We start from the raw sequence: 25,202 nt of genomic DNA, 5'->3' as shown, positions 1-25,202 counted from the left end.
ATTTCCGCGAAGAGGGGAAGTGCGCGGGTGATGGAGGATGTGCCGAGGGGAGCGATCACGTTCCCTGGTGGCATCGTGAGCCGTATGCCGACGCCTGAATCCGGGCATGTCGTCTGCCGCTTTGCCTCTTCGCAAAAAGCGACTATGGAGACGCGAAGCCATACGCCCGGAGATTCCGCGAGTAGCCATGACCGAGATCCTTGAAACCCCGAAACTCGTGACCGTGTTCGGCGGCTCCGGCTTCGTCGGCCGGAACGTCGTCCAGGCGCTTGCCCGGCGCGGCTACCGCGTGCGCGTTGCCGTTCGGCGTCCGGACCTCGCCGGCCACGTGCAGCCGCTCGGCAATGTCGGGCAGATCCAGCCGGTCCAGGCCAACCTGCGCGTGCGCTGGTCAGTCGACCGCGCGGTCGAAGGCGCCGACCATGTGATCAACCTCGTCGGCATCCTGCACCAGAGCGGCCGCCAGACCTTCAATGCGGTGCAAGATTTCGGCGCCCGTGCGGTCGCCGAGGCGGCGCGCGCCGCAGGCGCCAGGCTGACCCACATGTCGGCGCTCGGTGCGGACCCGCGTTCCCGTTCGATCTATGCCCGAACAAAAGCCGCCGGCGAGCGGGCTGTTCTCGAGACGGTCCCCGATGCCGTCATCACGCGTCCCTCCATCATCTTCGGGCCTGAGGACGGCTTCTTCAACCGCTTTGCCAATATGGCGCGCTACTCGCCGTTCCTGCCGCTGATCGGCGGCGGCGAAACCCTCTTCCAGCCCGTGTTCGTCGGCGACGTGGCCGAGATGATCGCGCGTTCGGTCGACGGTACGGTCGACGGCGGCCGCATCTATGAGCTCGGCGGCCCGGATGTGTCGACGTTCCGCGAGTTGATGGAGGAAATGCTCGAGGTGATTGGCCGCAAGCGGATGCTGGTCTCCGTGCCGTGGTTCGCCGCCGAGATCCAGGGCATGCTGCTGGGCATGTTGCCGAACCCGCCGCTGACCCGCGACCAGGTCACGCTGCTGAGGAGCAACAACGTGGTGTCCGACGCAGCAGTCGATGAGGGCCGGACGTTGGAAGGCATCGGCATCCAGGCGCAGTCCACCAACGTGATCCTTCCCGGCTACCTCTGGAGCTACCGCCCGGCCGGACAGTTCACCCGCCGCAACGAGGCCTGATCCGCCTGGAGACGATCGCACCGCTGCTGCCCGACGGCATCACCCCGGCGATTGCGGGGCTGCTCGCCGTCGCCAGCTTCTTCACCTCTGCGCTGACGGCGTCGTTCGGCGTCGGCGGCGGCGTCGCCATGCTGGCGCTGATGGGCCTGTTCATGCCTGTCGCCGCGCTCATTCCGGTCCACGGCGCCGTACAGCTCGGCTCCAACAGCGGCCGCGCCTGGCACCAGCGGGCCCATGTGCGCATGGACATCGCCCTCCCGTTCATCCTCGGCAGCGTTGTCGGGGCCATTGCCGGCGCCTTCGTCGTGGTTCAATTGCCCGATGCGCTGCTCAAGATCGTGCTTGGCGCCTTCATCATCCTGATCACCTGGTTCACCATTCCCGGGATCCAGCGCGCCGGCCGCGCCGGGCTTGCCGCAGCAAGTGCGGCCGTCGCCGTGCTGAGCATGATGGTCGGCGCGACGGGACCGATCGTCTCGCCGATCCTGGCGCAATTCCTGGCCGGCGACCGCAAGGCGCTGGTCGCCACCCACGCTGCCGCAATGGTCGCGCAGCATTCGCTGAAGATCGTCGTGTTCGGGCTGGCCGGCTTCGTCTTCCGCGACTGGCTCTGGCTGATCGGGGCCATGATCGTCAGCGGCTATCTCGGCACGGTCTACGGCAGTCGCATGCTCGACCGCCTCGACGAGTCGAGCTTCCGCAAGTGGTTCCGCGTCGGCATCACGCTTTTGGCGCTCGATCTGCTGCGCAGGGGGATCATGGGATTGGTCTAGGGTCAGCGGTGCGCGCGCCCTTGAATTATTACACCAGAGGCATAACCTGTAGCCCGGATGGGGTGGGCTGTCGAATTCACGGACGAGTTTGGCGTCTGGTATCAGGACCTGGACGAGATCGTGCAGGACGATATCGACCGGGTTGTCGGCCTTTTGGAGTTCAGGGGCCCGCAATTGCCCTTTCCATACTCTTCGGGCGTGACTGGCTCGCGACATGCTCACATGCGGGAACTTCGCGTCCAGAGCGGCGGTGATCCCTACCGGGTGTTCTATGCCTTCGACCCTCGCCGCACTGCCATCCTGCTGATAGGCGGCAACAAGGCTGGCGACGATCGTTTCTACGAGAAGGTGCTGCCCGCCGCCGACCGCCTGTACGACACCTATCTGATCGAAATCAGGAAGGAAGGACTGATATGACCGGACATCGATCCTTCAAGGAATTGCGCAAGGACATGTCGTCTGAGCGCCGCGCGCGGAACGACGCGGCCACCAAGCAGATGCTCGGTGACATGGCTTTGCATGAACTGCGCCAGGCACGCGAGAAATCGCAGCAGGAACTTGCCCGCGATCTCCATGTCGGACAGCCCGCCGTAGCCCGTCTGGAGCGGCGCGCCGACATGTATGTGAGTAACTTGCGGCGCTACGTCGAGGCTCTCGGCGGCACGCTGGAGATAACGGCTCGCTTTCCCGACGCGTCAGTGACGATCACCAATTTCAGCGATCTAGCGGACACTGACGATAGGCAATCGCAATAGTCTGGGATGGGCTGACGCCGTTCACCCAAACGCGAACAGCGCGATCAGCCCGACCGTCCCCACCACCAGCCGCCACCAGCCGAACAGCGCGTAGCCGTGGCGCGACACGTAGTCGAGCAGGTAGCGCACGACGATGACCGCCATCACGAAGGCGGCGACGAAGCCGGTCGCGATGATCGGCAGGTCCGTGGCCGACAGGATGTCCCGGTTCTTGAAGAGGTCGTAGGCAAAGGCGCCTGCCATTGTCGGCATGGCGAGGAAGAACGAGAATTCGGCTGCCGCGCGCTTGTCCACGCCCATCAGCATGGAGCCCACGATGGTCGCGCCGGAGCGCGACGTTCCGGGGATCATCGCCAGGCACTGGAACAGGCCGATCTTGAGATAGGTCGACAGCGGAAAATCCATGATGTCGTGGTAGCGCGCCTTGAGCGGCATGCGGTCGACGAGCAGCAGCACGATGCCGCCGATGATCAGCATGATGCAGATGAGCTTGGGCGTCTCGAACAGCACCGTCTTGATGAAGCTGTGGCCAAGCGCGCCGAGCACTGCGGCGGGGAGGAAAGCGATCAGGATGCCGAGCACGAAGCGCTGGGTGCGCTGGTCGCGGGGCAGGTCCGTCAGGATGCGCCACAGGCGTCCGAAATAGACGCTGAGGATGGCCAGTATGGCGCCCAGCTGGATAAGCACCTCGAAGGCCTTGCCGGTGGACTGGAAGCCCAGGAAGTGACCGGCGAGGAGGATGTGCCCGGTCGAGGAGACCGGTATGAACTCGGTCAGCCCTTCGAGCAGGCCGAGCAGGAGGGCTTCGACAATGGTCTGGTCCATGAAACGTTCGCGGGTTGGAGGGGCGGCGCTTTCTTGTCAGGGAAGCGAACTCACCCTATAGGACTGGGCGCTTGTCGCCCGGCGGGGAATCGGGGCGTCCAAGAACTACAGGCGCGGCCTGGCGTTTGCCAGAGCTGAAATAGTCGTTGCGGGACCATGCTTACGCTTTTTCACCATCCGATGTTCGCGGCATGCCGGTTCGTCCGCCTTATCTTCGGCGAGTATGGCGAGGAGTTGGCGCTGATCGAGGAGAAGCCTTGGGCAAGGCGCAAGGAGTTTCTGGCGCTGAACCCGGCCGGCACGCTCCCTGTGCTGCTCGCCGAGGGCGATGTGCCGATCATCGGCGCCTCGGTGATCGCCGAATACCTGGACGAGACGCGCGGCGTGCTGAAGCGCGACAAGCGGCTGTTCGCCGAGGATCCCCTGGATCGTGCCGAAATCCGCCGGTTGTGCGACTGGTATCTCGGCAAGACCGAGAGCGAGGTGACGCGGCATATCGTGCGCGAGCGCGTCTTGAAGCCTCACATGCCGGCGGGGCAGGGCGGCGGCTCGCCCGATGCGGCGGCAATCCGGGCGGCGCGCGCCAACATCAAGCAGCATCTCAAATACACCAACTGGCTGGCGGGCACGCGCAACTGGCTGGCCGGCTCGCGCATCACCTATGCCGATCTCGCTGCTGCTGCTTCGCTTTCCGTGCTAGACTACCTGGGCGAGATCGACTGGCGCGACAATGTTGCGGCGCGCGATTGGTATACGCGGGTGAAATCGCGGCCGGCCTTCCGCCCATTGTTGGCCGATCGCATTCGCGGCCTCACACCGGCCTCCCATTATGCGGACCTCGACTTCTAGCGGCGCAGGCAAGCCAGACAAGCTCCGCGTCCTCATCGACCGGGAAGCCCGCGAGGCGGGCTTTGCGGCCGTTGCGGTGACGAGGCCAGACGCGATTCCGAACGCCGTGCCGCGCCTCGCCCGGTTCGTCGCCGACGGAATGCATGGCTCGATGGGCTGGATGGAAGAGACGCTCACCCGCCGGGCCGATCCCCGGGTGCTCTGGCCCGAGGTGCGCTCGATCATCGTGCTGGCGATGAATTATGGCCCCGACCGCGATCCGCGATCTGCGCTGGAGCTGAAGGACCGCGCCGCGATTTCCGTCTATGCCCAGAACCGCGACTATCACGACGTCATCAAGGGCAGGCTGAAGGGCATTGCCGGAAAAATCGTTGCGGCGGCAGGCGGCGACGTCAAGGTCTTCGTGGACACGGCGCCCGTCATGGAAAAGCCGTTGGCGGAAGCCGCCGGCATCGGCTGGCAGGGCAAGCATACCAATCTCGTCAGCCGGGAGTTCGGCTCGTGGCTGTTTCTCGGGACCATCTTCACCACGGCCGAGATCGAGGCCGACCAGCCGGACGTCGACCATTGCGGCTCCTGCCGCGCCTGCCTCGATGTCTGCCCGACCGACGCTTTTCCGGCACCCTACCGGCTGGATGCGCGACGCTGCATCTCCTACCTCACCATCGAGAACAAGGGGCCGATCCCGCTCGAATTCCGCGAGAAGATGGGCAACCGCGTCTACGGCTGCGACGACTGCCTCGCCGTCTGCCCGTGGAACAAGTTCGCGCAGGCGGCGTCCGAGGCGAAGCTGGCGGCGCGGGACGATCTGCGCGCCCCCGCCATCGCGGACCTGTTGGAACTGGACGACGCCGCCTTCCGCGTCCGCTTCTCCGGCTCGCCGGTCAAGCGCATCGGCCGTGACCGTTTCGTCCGCAACGTGCTGATCGCGGCCGGCAATTCCGGGGAGCCGCAGTTGGCGGAGCGCTGCCGCGTGCTGCTGGCGGATGCTTCGCCGCTGGTACGGGGCGCGGCGGTCTGGGCGCTGAGCCGGCTGCTCGACAGGCCAGCCTTCGAGGCGCTTGCTTCGAAATCCGCTGAAACCGATCCCGCGGTGGCGGTGGAGTGGCGAACCGGACTGCAACTTGCGCCGCTGTCGCGGGGCGGATGAGACGAATGTCGCCCGAAAACCCTCTCGACGTCATGCGCTGCCGCCAGTGCCGGAGTGTCCAATGAACATTTTTATCTTCGGCGCGGGTTATTCGGCTCGCGCATTCACCGAATCGAACCGCGGCCGCGCCGAGAGCATCGCCGGAACCACGCGGTCCTCGCACAAGTTCGACATACTGGAGGCTTCCGGCGTGTCGCCGCTGCTGTTCGATGGCGCGACCCTCGGGGCAGACCTTGCCTCCGCCCTTCGCGAAGCAACGCATCTCGTCGTCGTCATCGCGCCGGGCGACGCAGGCGATCCGGTGCTGAGGCTGATCCCCGACCTGCGCGCAGCCATGCCGGGTCTCGAATGGATCGGCTACCTCTCGACGGTAGGCGTCTATGGCGACCACCAGGGGAAATGGGTCGACGAGACTTCGCCCTGCCGGCCGGTCTCGCGCCGTTCGGTCGAGCGGCTGGAGGCGGAGAACGCCTGGACCGCCGCCGGCCGCGCCGCGGGCGTCCCGGTCGCCCTGCTGCGGCTGTCGGGCATCTACGGCCCCGGCCGCAACGCCTTCGTCAATCTAGCCGCAGGCACCGCGAAGCGTCTCATCAAGCCTGGACAAGTGTTCAACCGCATCCATGTCGACGACATTGCCGGAGCGCTTTGGCATCTGGCCGAAGCAAAGCTCGGCGGCGCCTTCAACGTCACCGACGACCTGCCCGCGCCGCCGCAGGACGTCGTCGCCTACGCCGCCGAACTGATGGGCGTTCCGCCGCCGCCCGAACAGCCTTTCGAGACCGCGGACCTGTCGCCGATGGCGCGCTCGTTCTATGGCGAGAACAAGCGGGTGTCGAACGCCGCCATCAAAAAGGCGGGATACGCCTTTCAGTTCCCCGACTACCGGGCGGCACTCGCGGCCATGTGGCGCGGCGACGGGTGGAACGCTTCGGATGCGCGTCCGGTGCGCAGTCCGATCCGCGCCTGAGCGCCCTGCGATCGGAGCTTTCGTTTACGCTTCGCTAACCGTGGGGGACCAAGGTCGAGGCTGGGCTTGGCGTGGAGACGATGGAGGGACAGATGAAGACATTTCTGCGTTTGGCCGCAGGCATGGCCGCCACGCTGGGCGTGTCGCTGTCGATGACCGGCGCTTCCTCCGCCGAAGAGCTTGCCAAGAACCTGTTCGGCGCGGAGAGGCTTCCGGCCGTGTCCGCCAGCCCCAAATCCTTCGGATTCTACAGCAAGGGCTGCTTCACGGGCGGCGTCGCCATCGCCACCGACGGGCCTACCTGGCAGGCGATGCGGCTGTCGCGCAACCGCCGCTGGGGCCACCCGACGATGATCAACCTGATCGAGAAGCTCTCGCGCGACGCCACCCAGGACGGCTGGCCCGGCCTGCTTCTGGGCGACATTTCGCAGCCGCGCGGCGGTCCGATGCTCACCGGCCACGCCTCGCACCAGATCGGCCTCGACGCCGACATCTGGCTCACCCCGATGCCGGATCGCCGCCTTTCGGCCACCGAGCGCGAGAACACGGCCGCCGCCTCCATGATCAGGAAGGGCGGTCTGACGGTCAACGAACGCTACTGGACCGACGCCCATCTGCGGCTGTTGAGGCGGGCCGCGAGCTATCCCGAGGTCGAGCGCATCCTCGTCCATCCCGGCATCAAGAAGAAGCTCTGCGAAACCGCCACGGGCGATCGCCGTTGGCTGCGCAAGGTGCGGCCGTTCTGGGGGCATGACGCCCATTTCCATGTGCGGATAGGCTGCCAGGCAGGCTCCAGCGGCTGCAAGGAGCAGGCCGCGCCTCCGCCCGGAGAAGGCTGCGACAAGTCGCTCGCGTGGTGGTTCACCGAGGAGCCCTGGCGACCGAACAAGAACCCGGATGCACCCAAGGCGCGCGACGTCATGACCATGAAGAGCCTGCCCAAGGAATGCCGCGCGGTGCTCGCCATGCCGTCACCGGAGACGGAGATGGCCGTGACCATCGGCGGCAACGGAACTGCGGTCGCGGCCGTAGCGCCCCAGCCGTCGCCGGCCGAAGAGCCCGCGACGCCTATGATCGCGCCATCGGAGCCGATCGCGGCCAGCGCCTTCGCGCCGACGCCGAAGATCGGAATTCCAGTGCCCCGCGTCAGGCCGGGAAATTAGCCTTGCCTGCCCTTTTCGCGGCGACGCGCCTCGACTAGAAGTCGCTCAAGGCCGGTTCCGCATTCGGTTCGCTCCGGGCATTTGTCCGGCGAGCGGCGACGAGAGCGGCCGAGCCGCCGGAACGAGCGCGAGGGGACTGCCCATGTGGACAAGCGGGGAAGGAGACCAGCTGGCCTTTCCGATCCTGATCGGCGACATTGGGGGCACCAATGCGCGGTTTGCGGTGGTCCTCGACGCCAGGTCGGAGCCGATCTTCTTTCCGATCGTTCAGACCGCCGACTTCGAGACCATCGACGCCGCCATCAGGGCCAGCGTGCATGACAAGAGCCCGATCCGCCCGAGATCCGCAGTGCTTGCCGTGGCCGGTCCCGTCGAGGGCGACGAGATCGCGCTGACAAACTGCCCATGGGTCGTCAGGCCGAAGGTCATGTTCTCTTCTCTCGGCCTCTCCGACATCGTCGTCCTCAACGATTTCGAGGCGCAGGCGCTGGCCGTCGTGGCGCTCGGCGAAGAGCACATGGAGAAGATCGGCGGCGGCGCGCCGGAGGAAGGAGCGCCGCGCGTCGTGCTCGGGCCGGGCACCGGGCTCGGCGTCGCCGGGCTGATCCATTTCCACGGACGCTGGCTCCCCGTCCGCGGCGAGGGCGGGCACATGGACATCGGTCCCCGGAACCCGCGCGAGTTCCAGATATTTCCGCACATCGAGCCGCTGGAAGGCCGTATCTCGGGCGAGCAGATCCTTTCCGGCCGCGGGCTGGTCAGCGTGTACCGGGCCGTGGCGACTGCAAGCGGCGCGCCCGAGCGCTTTTCCAAGCCGTCCGAGATCACCGGAGCCGCGCTGGACAAATCGGACCCTGTCGCGGAGGAGGCGCTGAAACTGTTTGTGACGTGCCTCGGGCGGACCGCAGGCGACCTCGCGCTGGTCTTCATGAGCCAGGGCGGCGTCTTCCTGACCGGCGGCATCGCCCAGAAGATCGTGCCGGCCCTGAAGACCGGCGAGTTCCGCGCCGCCTTCGAGGACAAGGCGCCGCACTCGGCCCTCATGCGCGACATTCCGGTCTATGTCATCGTGCATCCACTCGCCGCGCTGTCCGGTCTTGCCGCCTACGCACAGGCTCCTGAGCGTTTCGGTGTCGAGACGCGCGATCGCCGCTGGCGCGCCTGAGCGCCGGGCGCAACATTTTCGCCGAAATTATGGCTTGTCGCCGCATGGGCCGCCAAAAAGGTAGGCAAGGGCTGCGCATATCGATAAGACGGCGCGACAAATTCTGACGCAGGCATGGCAGACCAACGGTCACCCAATACAAAGTCCGGCAAGGAACGCCGGGCCGATCCGAGCGAAGTGGTCGCCACGCTGCGGCGAATCTTCGCCGAGAGCGGCCGCGACTATGCATGGCACTATCTCTTCGCGGCGGCCTGCCTGCTCGCGATCGCAGCCACCACTGCGTTCAGCGCCTGGATCATCAAGGACGTCGTCGACGAGCTCTTCTTCCGGCAGCGCCATGACCTCGTCTTCCTGATCTGCGGGGCGATCTTCGCGGCCTTTGCGCTGCGCGGCCTCGCCACCTATGCGCAGGCGGTGACGCTCGCCAAGATCGGCAACAACCTCGTCGCGCGCTATCAGCGCCGCATCTTCGCCCATCTGATGAAGCTCGGCATCGGCTACTTTGCCGAGAAGCGCTCGGGACGGCTCGCCGCCCGCATCAACGAGAACGTCACCGGCGTTCGCGACCTGTTGAGCATCACGCTCACCTCGGTCGCCCGCGACTTCGTCTCGCTGATGGCGCTGGTCGTCGTGATGGTGATGCAGGACCCGATGCTTTCGGCCTTCGCGCTGCTGATCGGGCCGCCCCTCGGCTTCGCCGTCTACAAGATCATGCGTCGCCTGCGCCGGGTGACGCGGGAGTCCATCGAAGTCAATTCGCGCCTCATCGGCGCCATGCAGGAGGCGACGCAGGGCATCGCCATCGTCAAGGCCTTCACCATGGAGGACCAGCTCGCCGCCAAGATCGACGGCCTGGTCAGCGACGCTGAGGTCCGCGCCAACAAGATTTCGCGGGTATCCGAGCGGGTCAGCCCGATCTCGGACGTGCTGGCCGGCTTCGCGATCGCTGGCGTCATCGCCTACGCAGCCTATCGCACGACGATCGGCCAGCAACCGCCCGGCGCCGTCTTTTCCTTCATTACCGCGCTGCTGCTCGCGTACGACCCGGCGCGCCGGCTGGCGCGGCTGCAGGTCAATCTCGAGCGGGCGCTCGTGAACGCGCGCATGATCTACGAGATCCTCGACATCCGCCCGCAACAGCGCGACCTGCCCGATGCGCCGGTGCTCAAGGTGGACCAGGCGGAGGTGCGCTTCGAGGACGTGTCCTTCGGCTATTCGAACGACCTGCCTGTCCTGCACAATGTGAGCTTCACCGTTCGCCCGGGATCGACGACTGCCATTGTCGGCTCTTCCGGCGCCGGCAAGTCGACGCTGGTGGCCCTGCTGCAGCGATTCTACGACGTCGACGGCGGCCGCATCGAGATCGACGGGCAGGACATCACCAGGGTCACCAAGCGTTCGCTGCGGGAATCGATCGCCTACGTCTCGCAGCAGCCCTACCTGTTCGAAGGGACGATCCGCGACAACATCCGCTATGGCCGTGCCGACGCGACCGATGCCGAGATCGAGCATGCGGCCGTACAGGCCCAGGCCGACGACTTCATCCGGGCGCAGCCGCAGGGCTACGACACGCTCGTGGGCGAGAACGGGGTGACGCTGTCCGGCGGGCAGCGGCAGCGCCTGTCCATCGCGCGGGCCATCGTGCGCAATGCGCCGATCCTGCTGCTCGACGAGGCGACCTCGGCGCTCGACAACGAATCGGAGGCGCGACTGCAGGTGGCGCTCTCCGAAGTCATGCGCGGCCGCACCACCATCGTCATCGCGCATCGTCTCTCGACGGTGGTCAACGCCGACCAGATCGTCGTGCTCGACCACGGAAGGCTGGTGGAGCAGGGCACCCACCGCGCGCTGCTCGCCGATCCGGCGGGCGTCTACGCGCGCTTTCACAGGGCGCAGAACGAGCGAGGGCTCGGTCTGGTCGACGACACCCGGCCGGGGAACGTCGTGCCGCATCGCAAGACCAAGGCCTCGAGCACCGGGAGCAAGGCATGAGCGACATGGGTCTCGTCGTGGTCGGCGCCGCCGGCCGCATGGGTCAGACGCTGGTGAGGGCGATCCACGCCACGCCCGGCGCCAGGGTGATCGGCGCCGTCGAGCGCCAGGGGTCGCCTCATCTCGCCAAGGATGTCGGCGAGTTGGCCGGGATCGGATCCATCGGCGTCACGATTGGCGACGATCCGCTGTCCGCCTTCGCCAGGGCCGACGGCGTCATCGACTTCACCGCGCCGGCGCCGACCGTCGAGTTTGCCGGCTATGCCGCCCAGGCGCGCATCGTGCACGTCATTGGCACCACCGGCTGCACGCCGGAGCAGGACGCCGCCATTGCTGCGGCCGCCCGCCACGCCACCATCGTCAAGTCCGGCAACATGAGCCTCGGCGTCAATCTGCTCGCCGTTCTCGTCGAGCAGGCGGCGCGGGCGCTCGGCCCCGAGGAATTCGACATCGAGATCCTCGAGATGCACCACAAGCACAAGGTCGACGCCCCGTCCGGCACCGCCCTGTTGCTCGGCAATGCAGCCGCGGAGGGCCGCGGCATTGCGCTCGAGGATCACAGCGTCAGGGTCCGCGATGGCCATACAGGCGTGCGTCCGGATGGCGCGATCGGCTTCGCCACGCTGCGCGGCGGCTCGGTCGTCGGCGACCACTCGGTCATTCTGGCCGGCGCTGGCGAGCGAATCGTGCTCTCGCACCACGCCGAGGACCGCGGGCTGTTCGCGCGCGGGGCGGTGAAGGCTGCGCTGTGGGCGCACGGCAAGAAGCCCGGCCTCTACACCATGCGCGACGTGCTGGGCCTCTAGGGTCATGCCCGTCGGTTCGCGATGATGCCGGTCCCCTCCCGCCTGCCGCCCAAGCGGCAGGCATCGTCACAGCACCCGTCCCGATCATAGGAGCATTTCATGTCCGGTACACTCGTGCTCGTCCGTCATGGGCAGAGCGAATGGAACCTCAAGAACCTCTTCACCGGCTGGCGCGACGTCGACCTCAGCGAGCAGGGCAGGGCGGAAGCGGCTGCGGCCGGCCAGAAGCTCAACGCGCGCGGCCTGAAGTTCGACATCGCCTTCACTTCGGTGCTGATGCGCGCCCAGAAGACCTGCCAGGCCATCCTCGACGCCACCGGCCAGAGCGATCTGACGACAATTCGCGACCAGGCGCTCAATGAACGCGACTATGGCGATCTCAACGGCCTCAACAAGGACGACGCCAGGGCCAAGTGGGGCGAGGAGCAGGTCCATGTCTGGCGTCGTTCCTACGATGTGCCGCCGCCCGGCGGCGAGAGCCTGAAAGACACCGGCGCCCGCGTCTGGCCCTATTACATGCATGAGATGCAGCCCCACGTGCTGCGTGGCAATACGGTGCTGGTCGCCGCGCACGGCAATTCGCTGCGCGCGCTGATCATGGCGCTGGAAGGCATGTCCGGCGAGGAGATCGTCAAGCTGGAGCTCGGGACCGGCGTACCGATCATCTACAAGCTCAACGCGGATTCGACGGTCGCGTCGAAGGAAGTGCTGGCCTGAGCGGGCCAGGGGCGCGGCGCGACGCCGCACTCCCGCAGAGATGGTGGGGAGATCGAAAATTCTCCCGCCAAGGCGTGTTGACAGGGCCGCGCCGCCCGCTTACATCGGCGGCGCACCTGCCCAGGTGGCGGAATTGGTAGACGCGCACGGTTCAGGTCCGTGTGCCGCAAGGCGTGGAGGTTCGAGTCCTCTCCTGGGCACCATCCCTTCGGATGGTGATTGATTTCATTGAAAATCCGGCGATGTTTGTCCCGTTCCTAACTGCCCTCCGGGCGGTGCGGCGGACTTTGCCGTTCATGGTCGGGCGGAGCCTCATTGCCGTCCCGGGCGCTGGTGATAGCTTCCACGTGAGTCGACTGGCGAGCGCTTGCGTAATAGGGAAGTTCTCCGGAAAACTGTCTCGATTCCTGGTCGAGGAGAAGGCTTGATGAACGCGATCGACGCCAAATTCATGCGGCTGGCCACGGACAGTGCTCCGGGCCAGGAGGTTCGCCAGCATGCCGGCGATATCCGCAACCTGTTTCGCGGCGGGGAGCTCCCCGGAACGCCGGTGGACTTCTCGCATGGCGACGTGGATGCGTTTGAGCCGACCCCGGGGTCGTTCAAGGCCTTCGCCGAAGGCGTCGAGATAGGCGGCGCGCAGGCCTACACCGAATATCGGGGCAGCGGCGGTATCAGGACGCTCCTCGCGCCGCGGCTTGCGGCCTTCACCGGCGCCGACGTGTCGGCAGACCAGGGGCTGATCGTCACGCCCGGAACGCAGGGCGCACTGTTCCTTGCCGTCGCCTCGACGGTGGCCGCCGGCGACAGGGTCGCCATCGTCCAGCCGGACTATTTTGCGAATCGCAAGCTGGTCGACTTCATGGGTGGCGAGATCGTTCCGGTCCGCCTCGACTATCTGGGCTGCGACGACCGCGCGGGCCTCGATCTGGGCCAACTGGAGGACGCCTTCCGGTCAGGCGTGAAGGTGTTCCTGTTCTCGAACCCGAACAATCCGGCGGGCGTGGTCTATTCCGGCGACGAGATCCGTCAGATCGCACGCCTCGCCGAGCGCTACGGCGTGTTCGTCATCGTCGATCAGCTTTATTCGCGGCTGCTCTATGCGGGCAGCGACTACACCCATCTGCGGGCGCAGGACATCGATCCCGACAAGGTCGTCACCATCATGGGGCCCTCGAAGACGGAGTCGCTCAGCGGCTATCGCCTCGGCGTCGCCTTTGGTTCCCCACGCGTCATAGAGCGGATGGAGAAGCTGCAGGCGATCGTCTCGCTGCGCGCCGCCGGCTACAGCCAGGCCGTTCTGCAGACCTGGTTCGCGGAGCCCGAGGGCTGGATGGCGGAGCGCATCGTGCTGCACCAGGCCATTCGGGATGCTCTGCTCGAACGCCTGCGCGCCGTGGAGGGGCTTGGCGTCAGGACGCCCCAGGCCGGCAGCTACCTGTTCCCGCAACTGCCGCCGCTGGACGTGTCGTTTGCCGATTTCGTCAGGCTGCTGCGCCATCAGGCAAGCGTGACGGTCACGCCGGGGACCGAGTTCGGTCCGCACTCCTCCGCCAGCATCCGCTTCAATTTCTCCCAGGACCGCCAGGCCGCCGTCGATGCGATCGGGCGCGTCGCGGAACTCGTGTCGCGTTACCGGAGCGAATGAAACCTTCCGGCGGCCGGAATATTGCCGGTTCGACCATCGTTGTTGCCTGAGGGCGGCCGCGATCCGGAAGGAGCGATGCGATGTATGCCCGGCTGTTGCGTGTGCTCGCCGTCGTGCTTCTTGCAGCGACGCCTACAGCCGCTGCCGTCGACCTGGATCAGGCCGCCGGTAGCTACACCATCGACGGTTCTTCGATCCGGTTCACCATCGGAAATGCAAGCGGCGGTGGGATCAAGGCCGGCTTCGGCAGTTTCAAGGGCACCATCAGGATCGACGGCAAGGACATTTCCCGTTCGCGCGTCGACATCACCATCTTCCCGGCGAGCGTCAGCTCCGGCCAGCAGCGCATCGACAATTTCCTGAAGTCCGACGCGGTGTTCGACGTCGCCAACGAGCGCCAGATCGCCTTCCGCTCCGCTTCAGTGAAGCGCACGGGCGACAACACCGCGACGATCGTCGGGCGCCTGACGGCGCGCGGCAAGACGTTCAACGAGACCTTCAATGCGGAACTGATGGGGCTCAAGGGCGGCCGCATCTCCTTCCACGTCACCGGCAAGGTGCTCCGCTCGCGCTACGGCATGGACGTCGGCACGCCGATCTACTCCAACGTCGTCAATTTCGACATGGCGCTCACCGGCCGGCGCGGCTGAAGGAGCCAATCTGGCGTCATTGGCGCTGGAAATCCCGGTGCGTTTCGCGCAAGACTGCCGCCCGAAATTGTTCGGGAGGAGTGCAGATGTTTCGCTGGGGTATCGTATCGACCGCCAAGATCGCGCGGGATCATGTTCTGCCGGCCATGCAGGACGCCGAGAACGGCGTGGTGACGGCGATTGCCAGCCGCGACCTTTCGAAGGCGCGCGCGCTGGCCGACCGCTTCGGCGTTCCGCATGCCTTCGGCTCCTATGAGGAGATGCTGGCCTCGGACGTCGTCGACGGCGTCTACATCCCGCTTCCCACCTCGCAGCACGTCGAATGGACCGCGAAGGCCGCCGAGGCAGGCAAGCACGTGCTGGTCGAGAAGCCGCTGGCGCTCGACGCCAAGGACATCGCGCCGCTCATCGAGGTGCGCGACCGCACCAAGGTGCTCATCTGCGAAGCCTTCATGGTCGTCTACCACCCGCAGTGGATCAAGGTGCGGGAGCTCGTGCAGGGCGGCGCCATCGGCCGGCTGCGGCACGTGCAGGGCGCGTTCTCCTATTACAACGTCGACCCGAACAACATGCGCAACCAGCTGTCGCTCGGCGGCGGTGCGCTGCCCGACATCGGTGTGTACCCGACCGTGTCGACGCGTTTCGTGACCGGCAAGGAGCCGGTCCGCGTGCAGGCGCAGGTCGAGCGCGACGAGAAGTTCGGCACCGACATCTACTCGACCGTGAAGGCCGATTTCGGCACCTTCGACCTGTCCTTCTACTGCTCGACCCAGATGGCGCTGAGGCAGCTCATGGTCTTCCACGGCGACAAGGGCTTCATCGAGGTGCATGCGCCATTCAACGCGGGCGACTATGACCACCACCGCATCGAGCTGCACAACCAGACGCATACGGAGGCGACCGTCTACCGTTTCCCCGCGACCAGGCAGTACAAGCTCGAGGCCGAGGCGTTCGCACGCGCCGCGCAGGGCGATGACGTGCCGGTCTTCACCCTCGAGCAGTCCATCCTGAACCAGAAGGCCATCGACGCCATCTTCCGCGCCGGCGAGCACGACGGCTGGGAGTACGTCTGATCACCACCACACGCCGCCGCGCATCACCCTGATGCGCGGATCGCCGTCCGGAGCGGCCAGTCCGCCCGGGCAGGCCGTGGCGCCTTCACCGGCCGGGATTTCGTCCTCGAACGGCGCCAGCGGGTGCATTATCGGCAGTCCCGCCCAACTCGTGCCTCGGCGCAGTCGGATCTGCGGCACCATCGAGGGGCGTGGCTGCGGCGTTTGCCGGGCTGCCGGCGGGGCTTCGTCGACGACGGTTCCTTTCAGGGCGTACAGCCGCGCGATGCGCTCCGCCGTCAGCGGATGCGAGCGCAGCACCGACGGATCGGGCATGCGCCCGCCGGGCAGCAGCAGTCCCTCCCACAGCTTGCCCTGCGCGCGTTCCAGCTTTGCCAGCGCCGAGGCCAGCCCGTCCGGGTCTCCGGTCAGGATCGCCGCGCCGAGGTCCGCGTCGAACTCCCGGGTCCTCGACAGCGCCATCTGGATCAGGCCGCCGACCGTCGGCGCCGACAGCAGCACCAGCACGCCGAGCCAGGGCACCTGCGTCGCATAGCCGCCCGCGAAGCCGAGCAGGTTGAGGAACAGCGACAGAAGGCCGACCGTCGACATCAGCGAGGTGAAGCGCGACACCATGTCGGCAAAGGCCATGACGCGCACGTCCTCGTGCGCGACGTGGCTGATCTCGTGGGCGAGCACGCCGGCAAGCTCGCGCTGCGTCATGTTGCGCACCAGCGCGTCGGTGACCGCGATGACGGCATTGTCGCGACGCCCGACCGCGAACGCATTCATCATTTTGGAGGGGATGACGTAGAGCTCGGGCGTCGTCGGCAGTTCGGCGCGCCTGGCGAGTTCCTCTACGATCGCGACGCCGGCCGGGAACTCGGCGGCGGAAACCGGCCGCGCCTTGTACATCTTGAGCACCATCTGCGGGCTGACGCGCAGCACCAGCCACAGCGAGATGCCGCCGAAGATGACCGCGTAGGCGATGCCGCCCGGCTCGCCGAACGCCCATGCCGTCAGGCCGAGGAGCAGCAGGCTGCCGGCGGCGAGCAGCCATGTGTGCACGGTGTTGAGGAGGCGGTTGCGGCGTCTGGCGAAGATGTCGATCGTAGGCATGCGGTTCATGCCTCGAATATGGCGATGCAGGGGCGCTTTTCCGAGTCTCTTTGCAAGAACTTGCGTCCTGCCGGGAGGCCGATAGCCATTCAGTCGACGCGGCGCGTCCTGTCCGATGCCAGGATCGAGCGCACGAAGTCCGGAACGCCGAGCCCGCCGCGCACCTTCTCCTCCAGCTCGCGTTCGGCCGTCCTTATCGCCGGCAGCCGCGCCAGCACCGCCCCGGCGATCGCCTGCGGCACGATGACGACGCCGTCGCGGTCGCCGACCAGTATGTCCCCGGATGCGATCGCGACGTCCCCCAGGACGATCGGGAAGCCCACCGTGCCCGGTCCGCTCCGCGTCGGCGAGTTGGCGGTCAGCCCGGCGCAGTAGACCGGCAGCCCGACCGCTTCGATCCCCGCGAGGTCGCGCACCAGCCCGTCCGTCACGAAGCCGGCGACGCCGAGATTGCGGGCCATGCCGAGCAGCAGGTCTCCCGTCACTGCCGTCTTCGTGAAGGCGTCCGTTGCTGCGACGATCACGTCGCCTGGCTGGGCGGCGTCGAGCGCGGCGAATACGGCGAGATTGTCCGCCGGCCCGGCATGGCAGGTGAGCGCCACCCCGATGAGACTGGACTTCTCCGGCAGCAGCGGGCGGATGCGATGGTCGAGGCAGCCGCGCCCGTCCATGGCGTCGACCAGATGCCCGGTCGGGACGCCGCGAAGGGCCTCCACGACCACGCGAGAGGGCCGCGGGAACGTACTCCGGATCGTCAGCAGGGGAGGGTCGGTAATCATCGCTTGCGCTCGTCCTGTTGGTTGCGGGCAGGGGCCCTCGCTGCTTTGGCTTTGACGGCCGGTGGCCGTGCGCCGAGGGGCGAGGCGCCGTTCCGGCGCATGAGACAGTCCGGCCCGAGTTCGCTGACGGTGCGCGCCCCCATCAGGCCCATGACCCGGTCGATCTCCGTGCGGTAGAGCTCCAGTACGTGGCGCACTCCCGCCTCGCCGGCAACGGCCAGTCCCCAGAGTTGCGGCCTGCCGATCAGGCAGAAGTAGGCGCCGAGCGCCAGCGCCTTCACCACGTCGGCGCCTCGGCGTATCCCGCCGTCCACCAGCACGGGGATCCGCCGGTCCACGGCCGCTGCCACCGCCGGCAGCGCGTCGAGCGAAGCCGCGGCCCCGTCGAGCTGCCTGCCGCCATGGTTCGACACGATGATGCCGTCGACGCCATGCGCCACGGCCTCCGCCGCTTCGACCGGATGCAGGATGCCTTTCAGCAGCAGCGGTCCCTTCCAGAACGAGCGGATCCAGTCGACCTCCTTCCATGACAGGCTGGGATCGAGCAGTCCCGCCATCCGGCTGGCGATCGCCGCGAGCCGGGCGTCCTCGCCGGGCTTCAGGTAGTTGCCGAAGGTGATGGTCGGCAGGGAGGGGCGCATCCGCATCAGCCAGGCAGCCTTGGTGGCGGCGGCCAGAGTGCCGGCAACGCCGAAGCGCGGCGGAATGGTAAAACCGTTGCGGATGTCGCGCTCCCGGTTGCCGAGGAGCTGGTTGTCGACGGTCAGCACGAGCGCGCCATAGCCGGCTGTCGCCGCACGGTCGATCATCTCCCGGGTGAAGCCGCGGTCGGTGTAGACGAACACCTGCATCCAGCGCGGCGCGGCCCCGGTGGCCGCGATGTCCTCCAGCGCGCAGACCGAAGCGTGGCTGGCGATGTAGGGGACGCCTGCCGCACTCGCTGCTCGCGCTGACGCGCATTCGCCGCCGGGCCAGAACAGGCCGGACAGCCCGGTCGGCCCGATGCCGAGCGGCATCGACAATCTGGCGCCGAACAGCGTCACCGACAGGTCGCGGATTGCCGCGCCGTTCAGCGGGCGCGGCAGCAGCGCGACGTCGTCGAAGGCCGCCTCGTTGCGGCGCAGCGTCCGCTCGTCCTCCGCGCCGCCGTCGGCGAAATCGAAGACGGGAAGCGGCAGGATGCGCCGCGCAGCAGTGCGCATCGCCGCGACGCTGTAGATGCGCTGGAGCGCGGCGGGCGCGGCCTTGCCCGCCTGGCCGCCGGCTCCGCTCATGGCCGGTACCCGCCGGCGATGCGGCCGTAGTGGGTCGGCGTCCCGCCGCCCGGCAGGCTGATCCTGCTCAGCGTGCCGCCGAAGGACGGGTCGCTGCCCGTGGCGAGCACCCCGGCGGCGGTGATCCACAGCGTCTCGCCGTCGAAGGCGCAGTTGGTGGTGGACTTGGGGCACGCGATGAAGGCGTCCGGCGTGCCGTCGGGGCGCAGCACGTGGATGCCGCTGGCGAAGATGTCGGTCACGTAGAGGCGGCCGTCGGCGCCGATCTTCATGCCGTCGGGGACCGGGTTTTCGCCGGGCAGCCGGCCGAGGTCCTCCCGCCTGCCGTCGGGGCGCTGGCGGCCGACATGCCCCGTGTAGGACTCCGCCCACACGATCGACCCATCCGCCTCGACTGCGAGACCGTTGGGAAATGTCGGCCTCTCGAAATGCACGGCGACGCTGGCGCTGCCGTCCGGGCGCACCGCGAAGATGTAGCTCGGATCCGGCTGCTTGGGGTTGTAGGTTCCCGGATCGGTGAAGACGAGGCGCCCGTCGCCCGCGAAGACGAGATCGTTCGGGCCGTTCAGCCGGATGCCATCCACCTCGGTCAGGATGATCTCGGCCTTGCCGCCTTCGACGACGCGCTGGATCGACGGCGTCGTCATCTCGGCGGCGCGCCATGGCCCCGTGGTGCCGCCGTTCTGGCACACATAGAGTGCGCCGTCGGAACCGAGCACGCAGGAATTTGGCGCGCCGGCCACATAGGCGAACCGTGTCGCCCTGCCTTTCCGGTCGATCGCGGTGAGCTGGCTGCGGTAGCTCTCGACCAGCACCACCCGCCCGTCCGGCAGCACGGTCGGCCCTTCTGGCCATCCGAGGCCGTTGGCGACGATTTCCGGGCCTGCGTCTTCCGCCATGTGCCCCTCCCGACAACCTGGCCGAACAGTGCACCGCTGACCGCCGCGGCGGTCAGGCAGTCCGATTGTGCGATGTTTCAGCGGAGAGCCGCCGCCGTCAAGTACGGACGCGGCGAAGCCGTCATGTGCAGGGTTCTGCGTTGCCGGACGAATCGAATCCCGGCGCGAATGCCGGCCCGCGCGGCCGGTTCACGCGTCCTTTTGAGGAACTGGACGATTGTCCACTACAAGGCGCGGATTCGCCCTGTTTTTGCACTCGCGTTTTGGCAAATTCCCACTACCGTTCAATCAGTTATTACGGGCGAAGCGCTGCCCGGGACCAGCTGACTCTCGACGCGCGCCCGGTGTCCCTACGCACGACACAGCGCAACACTTCCCAAAGCAGAGGATGAATACCAAGTGAGCAGGACAGTTCCATACAGGACCTCGCCGACCAACCCCAACATCGGCGAGATCCACACGCAGCCGGAGCGCGTCAAGGACATGCCTTATGCGCCGGCCATCCGCGTCGAGTCGCCGGGCGATCTGCTGTTCGTGTCTGGCGCAACCCCGTCGCCGCTCTATCACAAGCATCCGCACGACTGGAGCGAGCACGACCATCCCAACGATATCCGCGAGCAGGCGCGCCGTGCGATGCGCACCATCCAGGGCATCCTCGAGCACGAGGGGCTGACGTGGACCGACGTCGTGAAGATCACGAAGTTCCTCACCGATATGCGGGAAATCGAGATTCTGAGCGCGACGCTCAAGGAGTTCCTCGGCGACTGGTCGCCCGCGAGCACGACGATCTGCGTCAACTCGCTGTCTACGCCGGGTGCGCGCATCGAGATCGAGGTTCTGGCCGTCTTTCCGAAGAAGTGAGGCGGCTAGGCCAGGCTACTGAACCAATCATTTGAGACTTTGACAGTCGGGAGGGGCTATGAGGAATTTCTGGAAATACTCTTTGGGTCTGGCGGTCGGCATGTACGTCGCGTCCGCGCAGGCCGTCGAAACGGTGCGGCTGACGGTGGCGTCGAGCCATCCGACGTCGGTCGCCTGGGTTGGCGCCCTGAAGACCCATGTCGTGGACAACGCGAACAAGCGCCTCGAGGAGCGCGGTTCCGACTACCGCATCGAATGGACCGAGGCATTCGGCGGCGCGCTCTACGACTTCAACGATACGCTGGAGGCGATCGAGGACGGGTTGGCCGACGTGGGTTGGGTCGGCGCCCTGTGGGAGCCGGCCAAGATGCCCCTGCAGAACATCACTTTCGCGACGCCATTCGTGACCAGCGACCCGCGTATCGCGGTCGATGTCCTGAATGAGCTCAACGACACCATCCCCGAGATGAAGGCAGAATGGGAGAGGCACAGCCTCGTCTTTCTCGGGGCGAGCGTCAACGACACCTACCACATCTTCACCAGCTTCCCCGTCAACAGCCTGGCGGATCTCAACGGCAAGAAGATCGTCGGCAACTCGTCGATGGCGCCGTGGCTGGAGGGTACGGGCGCGGTGCCGGTCGCCGGCGGCCTGCCGAGCTTCTACCAGCAGATCCAGACGGGCGTCGCAGACGGCGCGATCATCATGCCGACCGGAGCCGCCTCGCTCAAGCTGCACGAGGTGGCCCCGCACATCACGCTCGTCGACATCGGCGTGACCACAGTCGGTGGTCTGGCCGTGAATCGCGACAGCTGGAATGCTCTTCCCGAGGACGTCCGCACCGTTCTTAGCGAACTCGGCCGCGAGTACAGTACGGTCCACTCGGAGCAGGTGGTCGCCAGGTATGACGAGTCGCTGGCGCGCATGGCCAAGGAAGGCGGCACCATCACTGAACTCCCGGCCGCCGACCGCCAGCAGTGGGTGAACAGCCTCGCGGCGCTGTCGAAGACCTGGGTGGAAGCGTCCGAGAAGGCTGGTCTGCCGGCACGCGAGATACTCACGCGTTTCATGAACGAGATGCGCGAGCGCGGCGCGAAGCCGCTGCGCAACTGGGATCAGGAACTCTGAGCCACACGTCTGCGCGTTTTTGGGGCCGGGGCGGTGACGCCCCGGCCCGTCGCGCCTGTCCCATTCTCCCCGGAGCCTAGAGATCGTGACCCACTCCAAGAGTGCAGACGGGCCGGTGGCCGGCAGCCTGCCGATATTGCGCCACGTAGACCGATTCCTTGAATTCAGCTCGAGCGTGCTGGCAGCCGGAAGCTCCGTCTGGATATTCGTCATCATGGGCGTGGTCTGCGCCGACATATTGATGCGCTCGGTCTTCAACATGCCGCTCCAGGGCGTCCCCGAGATCGTTGCCTATTCGGTGCCCAGCTACGTGTTCCTGGCGGTGGCGAGCACCATCCGCTCGGGACGGTTCCTGCGCGCAGACTTCATCTTCGACCCGGTGACCGTCCGCTACCCGCACGCCGGCATGGTCCTTGACGGTCTCTTCAACCTCGCCGGCGCATGGGTCTTCTACGAGATAGCGAGGGGCATGTGGCCCAAGCTCGCCGGCGCGTGGAACACGGCTGAGTATTTCGGCACGGCCGGCGTGTTCACCGCGCCGGTATGGCCGTTCCTGGCTGTGATCCTCGTCGGCGCCTGTGCCGCGGCGCTTCAGTTCTCGTTGATGACCGTCGCCGCGCTCGTCCGCCTTTGGCGTGCACGCGGACTGGAGCTTCAGCCAGGCAGCCTGCTGGGCGTCGCCGCCTTCCTGGCCGTTCTGGTCGGAGGCGGCTTCCTGGTGATCGAGGCCGACCTCACACCGGTCGAGATCGGCTTTGCAGCCATTGCCGGCATGCTTCTGCTCGTTCTCGTCGGGGTCCACATCGCGACCGGATTGATCATCCTGTCCTTCCTCGGCATCTGGGCGGTGCGCGGCAACCCTGACATCGCCGCCCGTTCGCTCGTCCTTGCCGCGTCGGGCTCCATCAACTCCTACAGCTTCGGCGTCATCCCCCTCTTCATCCTGATGGGCCTGTTTGTCGACGTCGCCAATGTCGGCCGCGACGCGTTCGCGATCGCTGCCCGCCTGGCGAGGCGCCTGAAGGGCGGCCTTGGCGTGGCGACGGTCTTCGCCAACGCCGTCTTCGCCGCCATCACCGGCAGTTCCATCGCCTCGGCCGCCGTGTTCACGCGCGTCGCCACGCCCCAGATGATGCAGCACGGCTATTCCACCCGCTTCTCGGTGGGCGTCGTCGCCGGCAGCTCCGTGCTCGGCATGCTCATCCCGCCCAGCCTGCTGCTCATCGTCTACGGCCTCATCGCCGAGGTCTCGGTGGGCAAGCTGTTCATGGCGGCCGTCCTTCCCGGCCTCCTGCTGTCGGTCGCCTTCGCGGTGATGATCGTGGGGATGGCCCGCTACGCGCCGGGTTTCGTCTTCTCGTCGGGGATCGCCCATGAATCCAAGCCGTCCGGTCTCGACGAAGAGGTCAGCATGGCCGACTTCACGTCCAAGATGCTGCCGATCCTGATTCTGGTCGCTGTCGTCCTGGGCGGCATCTACACCGGATTCTTCACGCCGACCGAGTCCGGCGCGGTTGGCGCGGCGGGCGGCCTGGCGATCGCCCTTCTCAAGCGGACCCTCGACTGGGACAAGTTCCGCCGCATCCTGGTCGAGGCCGCGCAGATATCGGCATCGGTCCTGATCCTCATCGTGGCGGCCAACCTGTACAGCCGCCTTCTGACGCTCACCAGCATCCCGCAGAGCATGGCGGAATGGATCGTCGCGGCGCAGCTCGGCCTCTTCGGGTTCCTCGCGATCTATCTGCTGATCGTAATCCTGCTCGGCATGTTCCTGGATTCGGTCTCTATCATGCTGATCCTGCTGCCGTTGATGCTGCCGGTGGTGACGCTGCTTGGCGGCGATCTCATCTGGTTCGGCGTGGTGACCACCGTTGCCGTCGAGATCGGGCTCCTGACCCCGCCGTTCGGGCTCTCGGTCTATGTGGTCAAGGGCACATTGCCGCCAGGCATGGCCACCTTGAACGACGTCTTCGCCGGCACGCTGCCTTTCGCCGCCATGATGCTGTTGGTGACCATCGTCCTGATGGCTTTTCCCTGGATCAGCCTCGCCCTGGTTTGAGCTCCCAGCGAGTGGGTCTCACCCCTCCCGCAGATGGCCTGGGAATGCAAAGGGCCGCCCGTTCGATCGGGCGGCCCTTTTGTCGTTGTTGCTTGTGCCGTGGCGCGGGGGCCGGGCGCCGGCTGCTCGCCCTGAGCAACCGCTTCCCGGGACCCAAACCCGGCCTCAGCTCACGCGTGCCGTGCTCTCCCTGACGATGATCTCGACCGGCAGGATGGTTTCCATGGGAATGGCATCGTTTTCGACGGGATTCATCAGGCGCAGCAGGATCTCTGCGGCCGTGCGGCCCGCGCTGTGCTGCTGGATGCGCACGGTAGTCAGCTTGGGCCGGATCAGCTCGAGGAACGGCATGTCGTTGAAGCCGGTAACGGAAATTTCGCGAGGGCAGTCGATGCCGCGTTCCCGCAAGGCCTCGATGGCTCCCAGCGCCAGGCGGTCGTTGGCGCAAAGGATGGCCGTGAATTTACGCGCCGCGGACAGGAGGTCCTTGACGCAGCGTGCCCCTTCCTTCTCGTCGAAGCGCGTCGCCGTGACGACGAGGCCAGCGTCGTATGGGATGGACAGCCCCTTCGCCGCCTTGCGGAACGCATTGAGGCGAAGCTGTCCGGTCGACAGATCCTGCGGACCGGCCAGGTGCGCGATGTCGCGATGGCCGAGGTCGCGCAGGTGACGCAGCATGTTGCAGATGCCGGCCTCTTCGTCGCTGACGACATACGGGATGCCCGAGTTCTCGACCCGGCGGTTGAGCGTCACGACCGGGAGCCCCTCACTGGCAGCCCTGGCGATGGACGGATCGCTGAGCAGCACCGCGCTATGGATGATGCCGTCGACGCCCCTGTCGCGCAGCACGTCGACCAGTCGGCTTTCCCGGTCCCGTTCGCTGTCGGTATTGACGATGATCGAGGCGTAGCCCAGCGGCTCCAGCACGCTTTCGATGCCCCGCAGGATGGGCGGGAAGATCACGTTGGTGATGTCGGGGATCATCACGCCGACCGTCATCGTCCGATTGGTGCGCAAGCCCGCCGCGATGCGATTGGGGCGGTAGCCGAGACGTTGGGCCGCTTCCTGGATTCGCTGGGCGACCTCGTCGGTAATGGTCTTGCGCTCGACAGGGTCGAGCGCGCGCGAAACCGTCGACACGTGTACGCCCGTCGCGGTCGCGATGTCCTTGAGTGTGATTCGCTTCTTCTGCATCGGCCCCTCGATACGCTTCCTCTATCAGATCACGTCATTGTTGCGCAATCGATTGCGAAAACTGCTTGACCCCCTGTTGGCGCGCGTGTTAGGAAAGTTACGCAATCGATTGCACGATTTGCGAGACCAATGTCGTGTGCCGAATGATCGGGGCGCTCCGAGGAGGGCGGACCGGTGGGCCCCGGGCCAGGCGAGAGGAGTTTCTGGGAGGTGTCGG

Annotated in this window: 24 protein-coding genes and 1 tRNA gene; 19 read left to right on the top strand and 6 right to left on the bottom strand. The window is 66.6% G+C overall.

All coding sequences use genetic code 11. The annotated features are described in order from the left end of the window. The first annotated feature begins 187 nt into the window (after window positions 1–187). The 4 genes from PD284_RS01545 to PD284_RS01530 are packed head-to-tail and all read left to right on the top strand — an operon-like array spanning window position 188 to window position 2,690. On the top strand, window positions 188–1,162 hold the full coding sequence (locus PD284_RS01545) for a complex I NDUFA9 subunit family protein (protein WP_274626475.1): 975 nt from the start codon (window positions 188–190) through the stop codon (window positions 1,160–1,162). Further along, on the top strand, window positions 1,114–1,935 hold the full coding sequence (locus PD284_RS01540) for a sulfite exporter TauE/SafE family protein (RefSeq protein WP_338036681.1): 822 nt from the start codon (window positions 1,114–1,116) through the stop codon (window positions 1,933–1,935). Before PD284_RS01545 ends, PD284_RS01540 begins: the two co-directional genes overlap by 49 nt. 57 nt (window positions 1,936–1,992) lie before the next feature. Beyond that, window positions 1,993–2,352 carry a type II toxin-antitoxin system RelE/ParE family toxin gene (locus tag PD284_RS01535; RefSeq protein ID WP_274626474.1) on the top strand — a complete coding sequence of 120 codons (360 nt, stop codon included), beginning with the start codon at window positions 1,993–1,995 and terminating at the stop codon, window positions 2,350–2,352. Beyond that, window positions 2,349–2,690 (top strand): XRE family transcriptional regulator, encoded by a 342-nt coding sequence (locus PD284_RS01530; protein WP_274626473.1) that lies wholly within the window; start codon window positions 2,349–2,351, stop codon window positions 2,688–2,690. Before PD284_RS01535 ends, PD284_RS01530 begins: the two co-directional genes overlap by 4 nt. 21 nt (window positions 2,691–2,711) lie before the next feature. Here the strand turns inward: PD284_RS01530 and PD284_RS01525 are convergent, their stop codons facing one another. After that, a complete protein-coding gene (locus tag PD284_RS01525; RefSeq protein ID WP_274626472.1) occupies window positions 2,712–3,515 on the bottom strand; it encodes an undecaprenyl-diphosphate phosphatase in 804 nt (267 codons plus the stop codon). Window positions 3,516–3,671: 156 nt separating this feature from the next. On the opposite strand from PD284_RS01525, the gene PD284_RS01520 reads away from it, so the two are divergent. From PD284_RS01520 to PD284_RS01465, 12 genes are all read left to right on the top strand, one after another. Next, complete coding sequence (locus PD284_RS01520; protein WP_274626471.1) at window positions 3,672–4,364, top strand: glutathione S-transferase family protein; 693 nt, start codon at window positions 3,672–3,674, stop codon at window positions 4,362–4,364. Further along, on the top strand, window positions 4,345–5,514 hold the full coding sequence (queG, locus tag PD284_RS01515; RefSeq protein ID WP_274626470.1) for a tRNA epoxyqueuosine(34) reductase QueG: 1,170 nt from the start codon (window positions 4,345–4,347) through the stop codon (window positions 5,512–5,514). The genes PD284_RS01520 and queG overlap by 20 nt, the downstream gene beginning before the upstream one ends. A 61-nt stretch (window positions 5,515–5,575) precedes the next feature. Next, window positions 5,576–6,481, top strand: a complete 906-nt coding sequence (locus tag PD284_RS01510; RefSeq protein ID WP_274626469.1) for an SDR family oxidoreductase — start codon at window positions 5,576–5,578, stop codon at window positions 6,479–6,481. 92 nt (window positions 6,482–6,573) lie between these two features. Beyond that, on the top strand, window positions 6,574–7,644 hold the full coding sequence (mepA, locus tag PD284_RS01505) for a penicillin-insensitive murein endopeptidase (RefSeq protein WP_274626468.1): 1,071 nt from the start codon (window positions 6,574–6,576) through the stop codon (window positions 7,642–7,644). 142 nt (window positions 7,645–7,786) lie between these two features. Continuing rightward, entirely contained in the window at window positions 7,787–8,809 is a 1,023-nt protein-coding gene (locus tag PD284_RS01500; protein WP_274626467.1) for a glucokinase, read from the top strand. 114 nt (window positions 8,810–8,923) lie between these two features. Then, entirely contained in the window at window positions 8,924–10,801 is a 1,878-nt protein-coding gene (locus tag PD284_RS01495; RefSeq protein ID WP_274626466.1) for an ABC transporter ATP-binding protein, read from the top strand. Next, window positions 10,798–11,607, top strand: a complete 810-nt coding sequence (dapB, locus tag PD284_RS01490; RefSeq protein WP_274626465.1) for a 4-hydroxy-tetrahydrodipicolinate reductase — start codon at window positions 10,798–10,800, stop codon at window positions 11,605–11,607. The genes PD284_RS01495 and dapB overlap by 4 nt, the downstream gene beginning before the upstream one ends. A 99-nt stretch (window positions 11,608–11,706) precedes the next feature. Further along, entirely contained in the window at window positions 11,707–12,324 is a 618-nt protein-coding gene (locus PD284_RS01485; RefSeq protein ID WP_274626464.1) for a 2,3-bisphosphoglycerate-dependent phosphoglycerate mutase, read from the top strand. 118 nt (window positions 12,325–12,442) lie between these two features. Beyond that, window positions 12,443–12,527: transfer RNA gene (locus PD284_RS01480), tRNA-Leu, on the top strand. Between the two features lie 224 nt (window positions 12,528–12,751). Beyond that, on the top strand, window positions 12,752–13,972 hold the full coding sequence (locus PD284_RS01475) for a pyridoxal phosphate-dependent aminotransferase (protein ID WP_274626463.1): 1,221 nt from the start codon (window positions 12,752–12,754) through the stop codon (window positions 13,970–13,972). Window positions 13,973–14,052: 80 nt separating this feature from the next. Continuing rightward, window positions 14,053–14,622 (top strand): YceI family protein, encoded by a 570-nt coding sequence (locus PD284_RS01470; protein WP_274626462.1) that lies wholly within the window; start codon window positions 14,053–14,055, stop codon window positions 14,620–14,622. A gap of 86 nt (window positions 14,623–14,708) precedes the next feature. Next, on the top strand, window positions 14,709–15,695 hold the full coding sequence (locus PD284_RS01465; RefSeq protein ID WP_274626461.1) for a Gfo/Idh/MocA family protein: 987 nt from the start codon (window positions 14,709–14,711) through the stop codon (window positions 15,693–15,695). Here the strand turns inward: PD284_RS01465 and PD284_RS01460 are convergent, their stop codons facing one another. The 4 genes from PD284_RS01460 to PD284_RS01445 all read right to left on the bottom strand — a co-directional run bounded on the left by PD284_RS01460 (window position 15,696) and on the right by PD284_RS01445 (window position 19,745). Beyond that, window positions 15,696–16,793, bottom strand: coding sequence for a zinc metalloprotease HtpX (locus tag PD284_RS01460; protein ID WP_274626460.1), 1,098 nt, complete (start codon window positions 16,791–16,793; stop codon window positions 15,696–15,698). It lies immediately after the preceding gene. An 89-nt stretch (window positions 16,794–16,882) separates the two neighbouring features. Beyond that, entirely contained in the window at window positions 16,883–17,572 is a 690-nt protein-coding gene (locus PD284_RS01455; protein ID WP_274626459.1) for an RraA family protein, read from the bottom strand. Further along, on the bottom strand, window positions 17,569–18,846 hold the full coding sequence (locus PD284_RS01450) for an alpha-hydroxy acid oxidase (protein WP_274626458.1): 1,278 nt from the start codon (window positions 18,844–18,846) through the stop codon (window positions 17,569–17,571). The genes PD284_RS01455 and PD284_RS01450 overlap by 4 nt, the downstream gene beginning before the upstream one ends. Beyond that, on the bottom strand, window positions 18,843–19,745 hold the full coding sequence (locus tag PD284_RS01445) for an SMP-30/gluconolactonase/LRE family protein (protein ID WP_274626457.1): 903 nt from the start codon (window positions 19,743–19,745) through the stop codon (window positions 18,843–18,845). Before PD284_RS01445 ends, PD284_RS01450 begins: the two co-directional genes overlap by 4 nt. A 399-nt stretch (window positions 19,746–20,144) precedes the next feature. Here PD284_RS01445 and PD284_RS01440 point away from each other — a divergent pair, with 399 nt between their 5' ends. From PD284_RS01440 to PD284_RS01425, 3 genes are all read left to right on the top strand, one after another. Next, window positions 20,145–20,606, top strand: coding sequence for a RidA family protein (locus PD284_RS01440; protein WP_274626456.1), 462 nt, complete (start codon window positions 20,145–20,147; stop codon window positions 20,604–20,606). 58 nt (window positions 20,607–20,664) lie between these two features. Next, window positions 20,665–21,732 carry a C4-dicarboxylate TRAP transporter substrate-binding protein gene (locus PD284_RS01435; RefSeq protein ID WP_274626455.1) on the top strand — a complete coding sequence of 356 codons (1,068 nt, stop codon included), beginning with the start codon at window positions 20,665–20,667 and terminating at the stop codon, window positions 21,730–21,732. An 85-nt stretch (window positions 21,733–21,817) separates the two neighbouring features. Then, window positions 21,818–23,791, top strand: a complete 1,974-nt coding sequence (locus PD284_RS01425; protein ID WP_338036632.1) for a TRAP transporter large permease subunit — start codon at window positions 21,818–21,820, stop codon at window positions 23,789–23,791. Between the two features lie 165 nt (window positions 23,792–23,956). On the opposite strand, the gene PD284_RS01420 is transcribed toward PD284_RS01425, so the two are convergent. Further along, window positions 23,957–24,985, bottom strand: coding sequence for a LacI family DNA-binding transcriptional regulator (locus PD284_RS01420; protein ID WP_274626454.1), 1,029 nt, complete (start codon window positions 24,983–24,985; stop codon window positions 23,957–23,959). Between the last annotated feature and the right edge of the window lie 217 nt (window positions 24,986–25,202).

This window comes from Mesorhizobium shangrilense, from assembly GCF_028826155.1.
GTDB lineage: Bacteria > Pseudomonadota > Alphaproteobacteria > Rhizobiales > Rhizobiaceae > Arvimicrobium > Arvimicrobium flavum.
The sequence above is the reverse complement of the archived record's forward strand: the minus strand, read 5'-3'. Positions and strand labels throughout refer to the sequence as shown.

What these genes read in the sequence shown, in the direction of transcription:
- PD284_RS01420 (WP_274626454.1), bottom strand. Translation starts at nt 24,985, where the DNA reads ATGCAGAAGAAGCGAATCACACTCAAGGACATCGCGACCGCGACGGGC.
- PD284_RS01510 (WP_274626469.1), top strand. Translation starts at nt 5,576, where the DNA reads ATGAACATTTTTATCTTCGGCGCGGGTTATTCGGCTCGCGCATTCACC.
- PD284_RS01460 (WP_274626460.1), bottom strand. Translation starts at nt 16,793, where the DNA reads ATGCCTACGATCGACATCTTCGCCAGACGCCGCAACCGCCTCCTCAAC.
- PD284_RS01435 (WP_274626455.1), top strand. Translation starts at nt 20,665, where the DNA reads ATGAGGAATTTCTGGAAATACTCTTTGGGTCTGGCGGTCGGCATGTAC.
- PD284_RS01475 (WP_274626463.1), top strand. Translation starts at nt 12,752, where the DNA reads ATGAACGCGATCGACGCCAAATTCATGCGGCTGGCCACGGACAGTGCT.
- PD284_RS01485 (WP_274626464.1), top strand. Translation starts at nt 11,707, where the DNA reads ATGTCCGGTACACTCGTGCTCGTCCGTCATGGGCAGAGCGAATGGAAC.
- PD284_RS01470 (WP_274626462.1), top strand. Translation starts at nt 14,053, where the DNA reads ATGTATGCCCGGCTGTTGCGTGTGCTCGCCGTCGTGCTTCTTGCAGCG.
- PD284_RS01455 (WP_274626459.1), bottom strand. Translation starts at nt 17,572, where the DNA reads ATGATTACCGACCCTCCCCTGCTGACGATCCGGAGTACGTTCCCGCGG.
- PD284_RS01465 (WP_274626461.1), top strand. Translation starts at nt 14,709, where the DNA reads ATGTTTCGCTGGGGTATCGTATCGACCGCCAAGATCGCGCGGGATCAT.
- PD284_RS01545 (WP_274626475.1), top strand. Translation starts at nt 188, where the DNA reads ATGACCGAGATCCTTGAAACCCCGAAACTCGTGACCGTGTTCGGCGGC.
- PD284_RS01445 (WP_274626457.1), bottom strand. Translation starts at nt 19,745, where the DNA reads ATGGCGGAAGACGCAGGCCCGGAAATCGTCGCCAACGGCCTCGGATGG.
- dapB (WP_274626465.1), top strand. Translation starts at nt 10,798, where the DNA reads ATGAGCGACATGGGTCTCGTCGTGGTCGGCGCCGCCGGCCGCATGGGT.
- PD284_RS01520 (WP_274626471.1), top strand. Translation starts at nt 3,672, where the DNA reads ATGCTTACGCTTTTTCACCATCCGATGTTCGCGGCATGCCGGTTCGTC.
- PD284_RS01530 (WP_274626473.1), top strand. Translation starts at nt 2,349, where the DNA reads ATGACCGGACATCGATCCTTCAAGGAATTGCGCAAGGACATGTCGTCT.
- mepA (WP_274626468.1), top strand. Translation starts at nt 6,574, where the DNA reads ATGAAGACATTTCTGCGTTTGGCCGCAGGCATGGCCGCCACGCTGGGC.
- PD284_RS01525 (WP_274626472.1), bottom strand. Translation starts at nt 3,515, where the DNA reads ATGGACCAGACCATTGTCGAAGCCCTCCTGCTCGGCCTGCTCGAAGGG.
- PD284_RS01535 (WP_274626474.1), top strand. Translation starts at nt 1,993, where the DNA reads ATGGGGTGGGCTGTCGAATTCACGGACGAGTTTGGCGTCTGGTATCAG.
- PD284_RS01450 (WP_274626458.1), bottom strand. Translation starts at nt 18,846, where the DNA reads ATGAGCGGAGCCGGCGGCCAGGCGGGCAAGGCCGCGCCCGCCGCGCTC.
- queG (WP_274626470.1), top strand. Translation starts at nt 4,345, where the DNA reads ATGCGGACCTCGACTTCTAGCGGCGCAGGCAAGCCAGACAAGCTCCGC.
- PD284_RS01500 (WP_274626467.1), top strand. Translation starts at nt 7,787, where the DNA reads ATGTGGACAAGCGGGGAAGGAGACCAGCTGGCCTTTCCGATCCTGATC.
- PD284_RS01495 (WP_274626466.1), top strand. Translation starts at nt 8,924, where the DNA reads ATGGCAGACCAACGGTCACCCAATACAAAGTCCGGCAAGGAACGCCGG.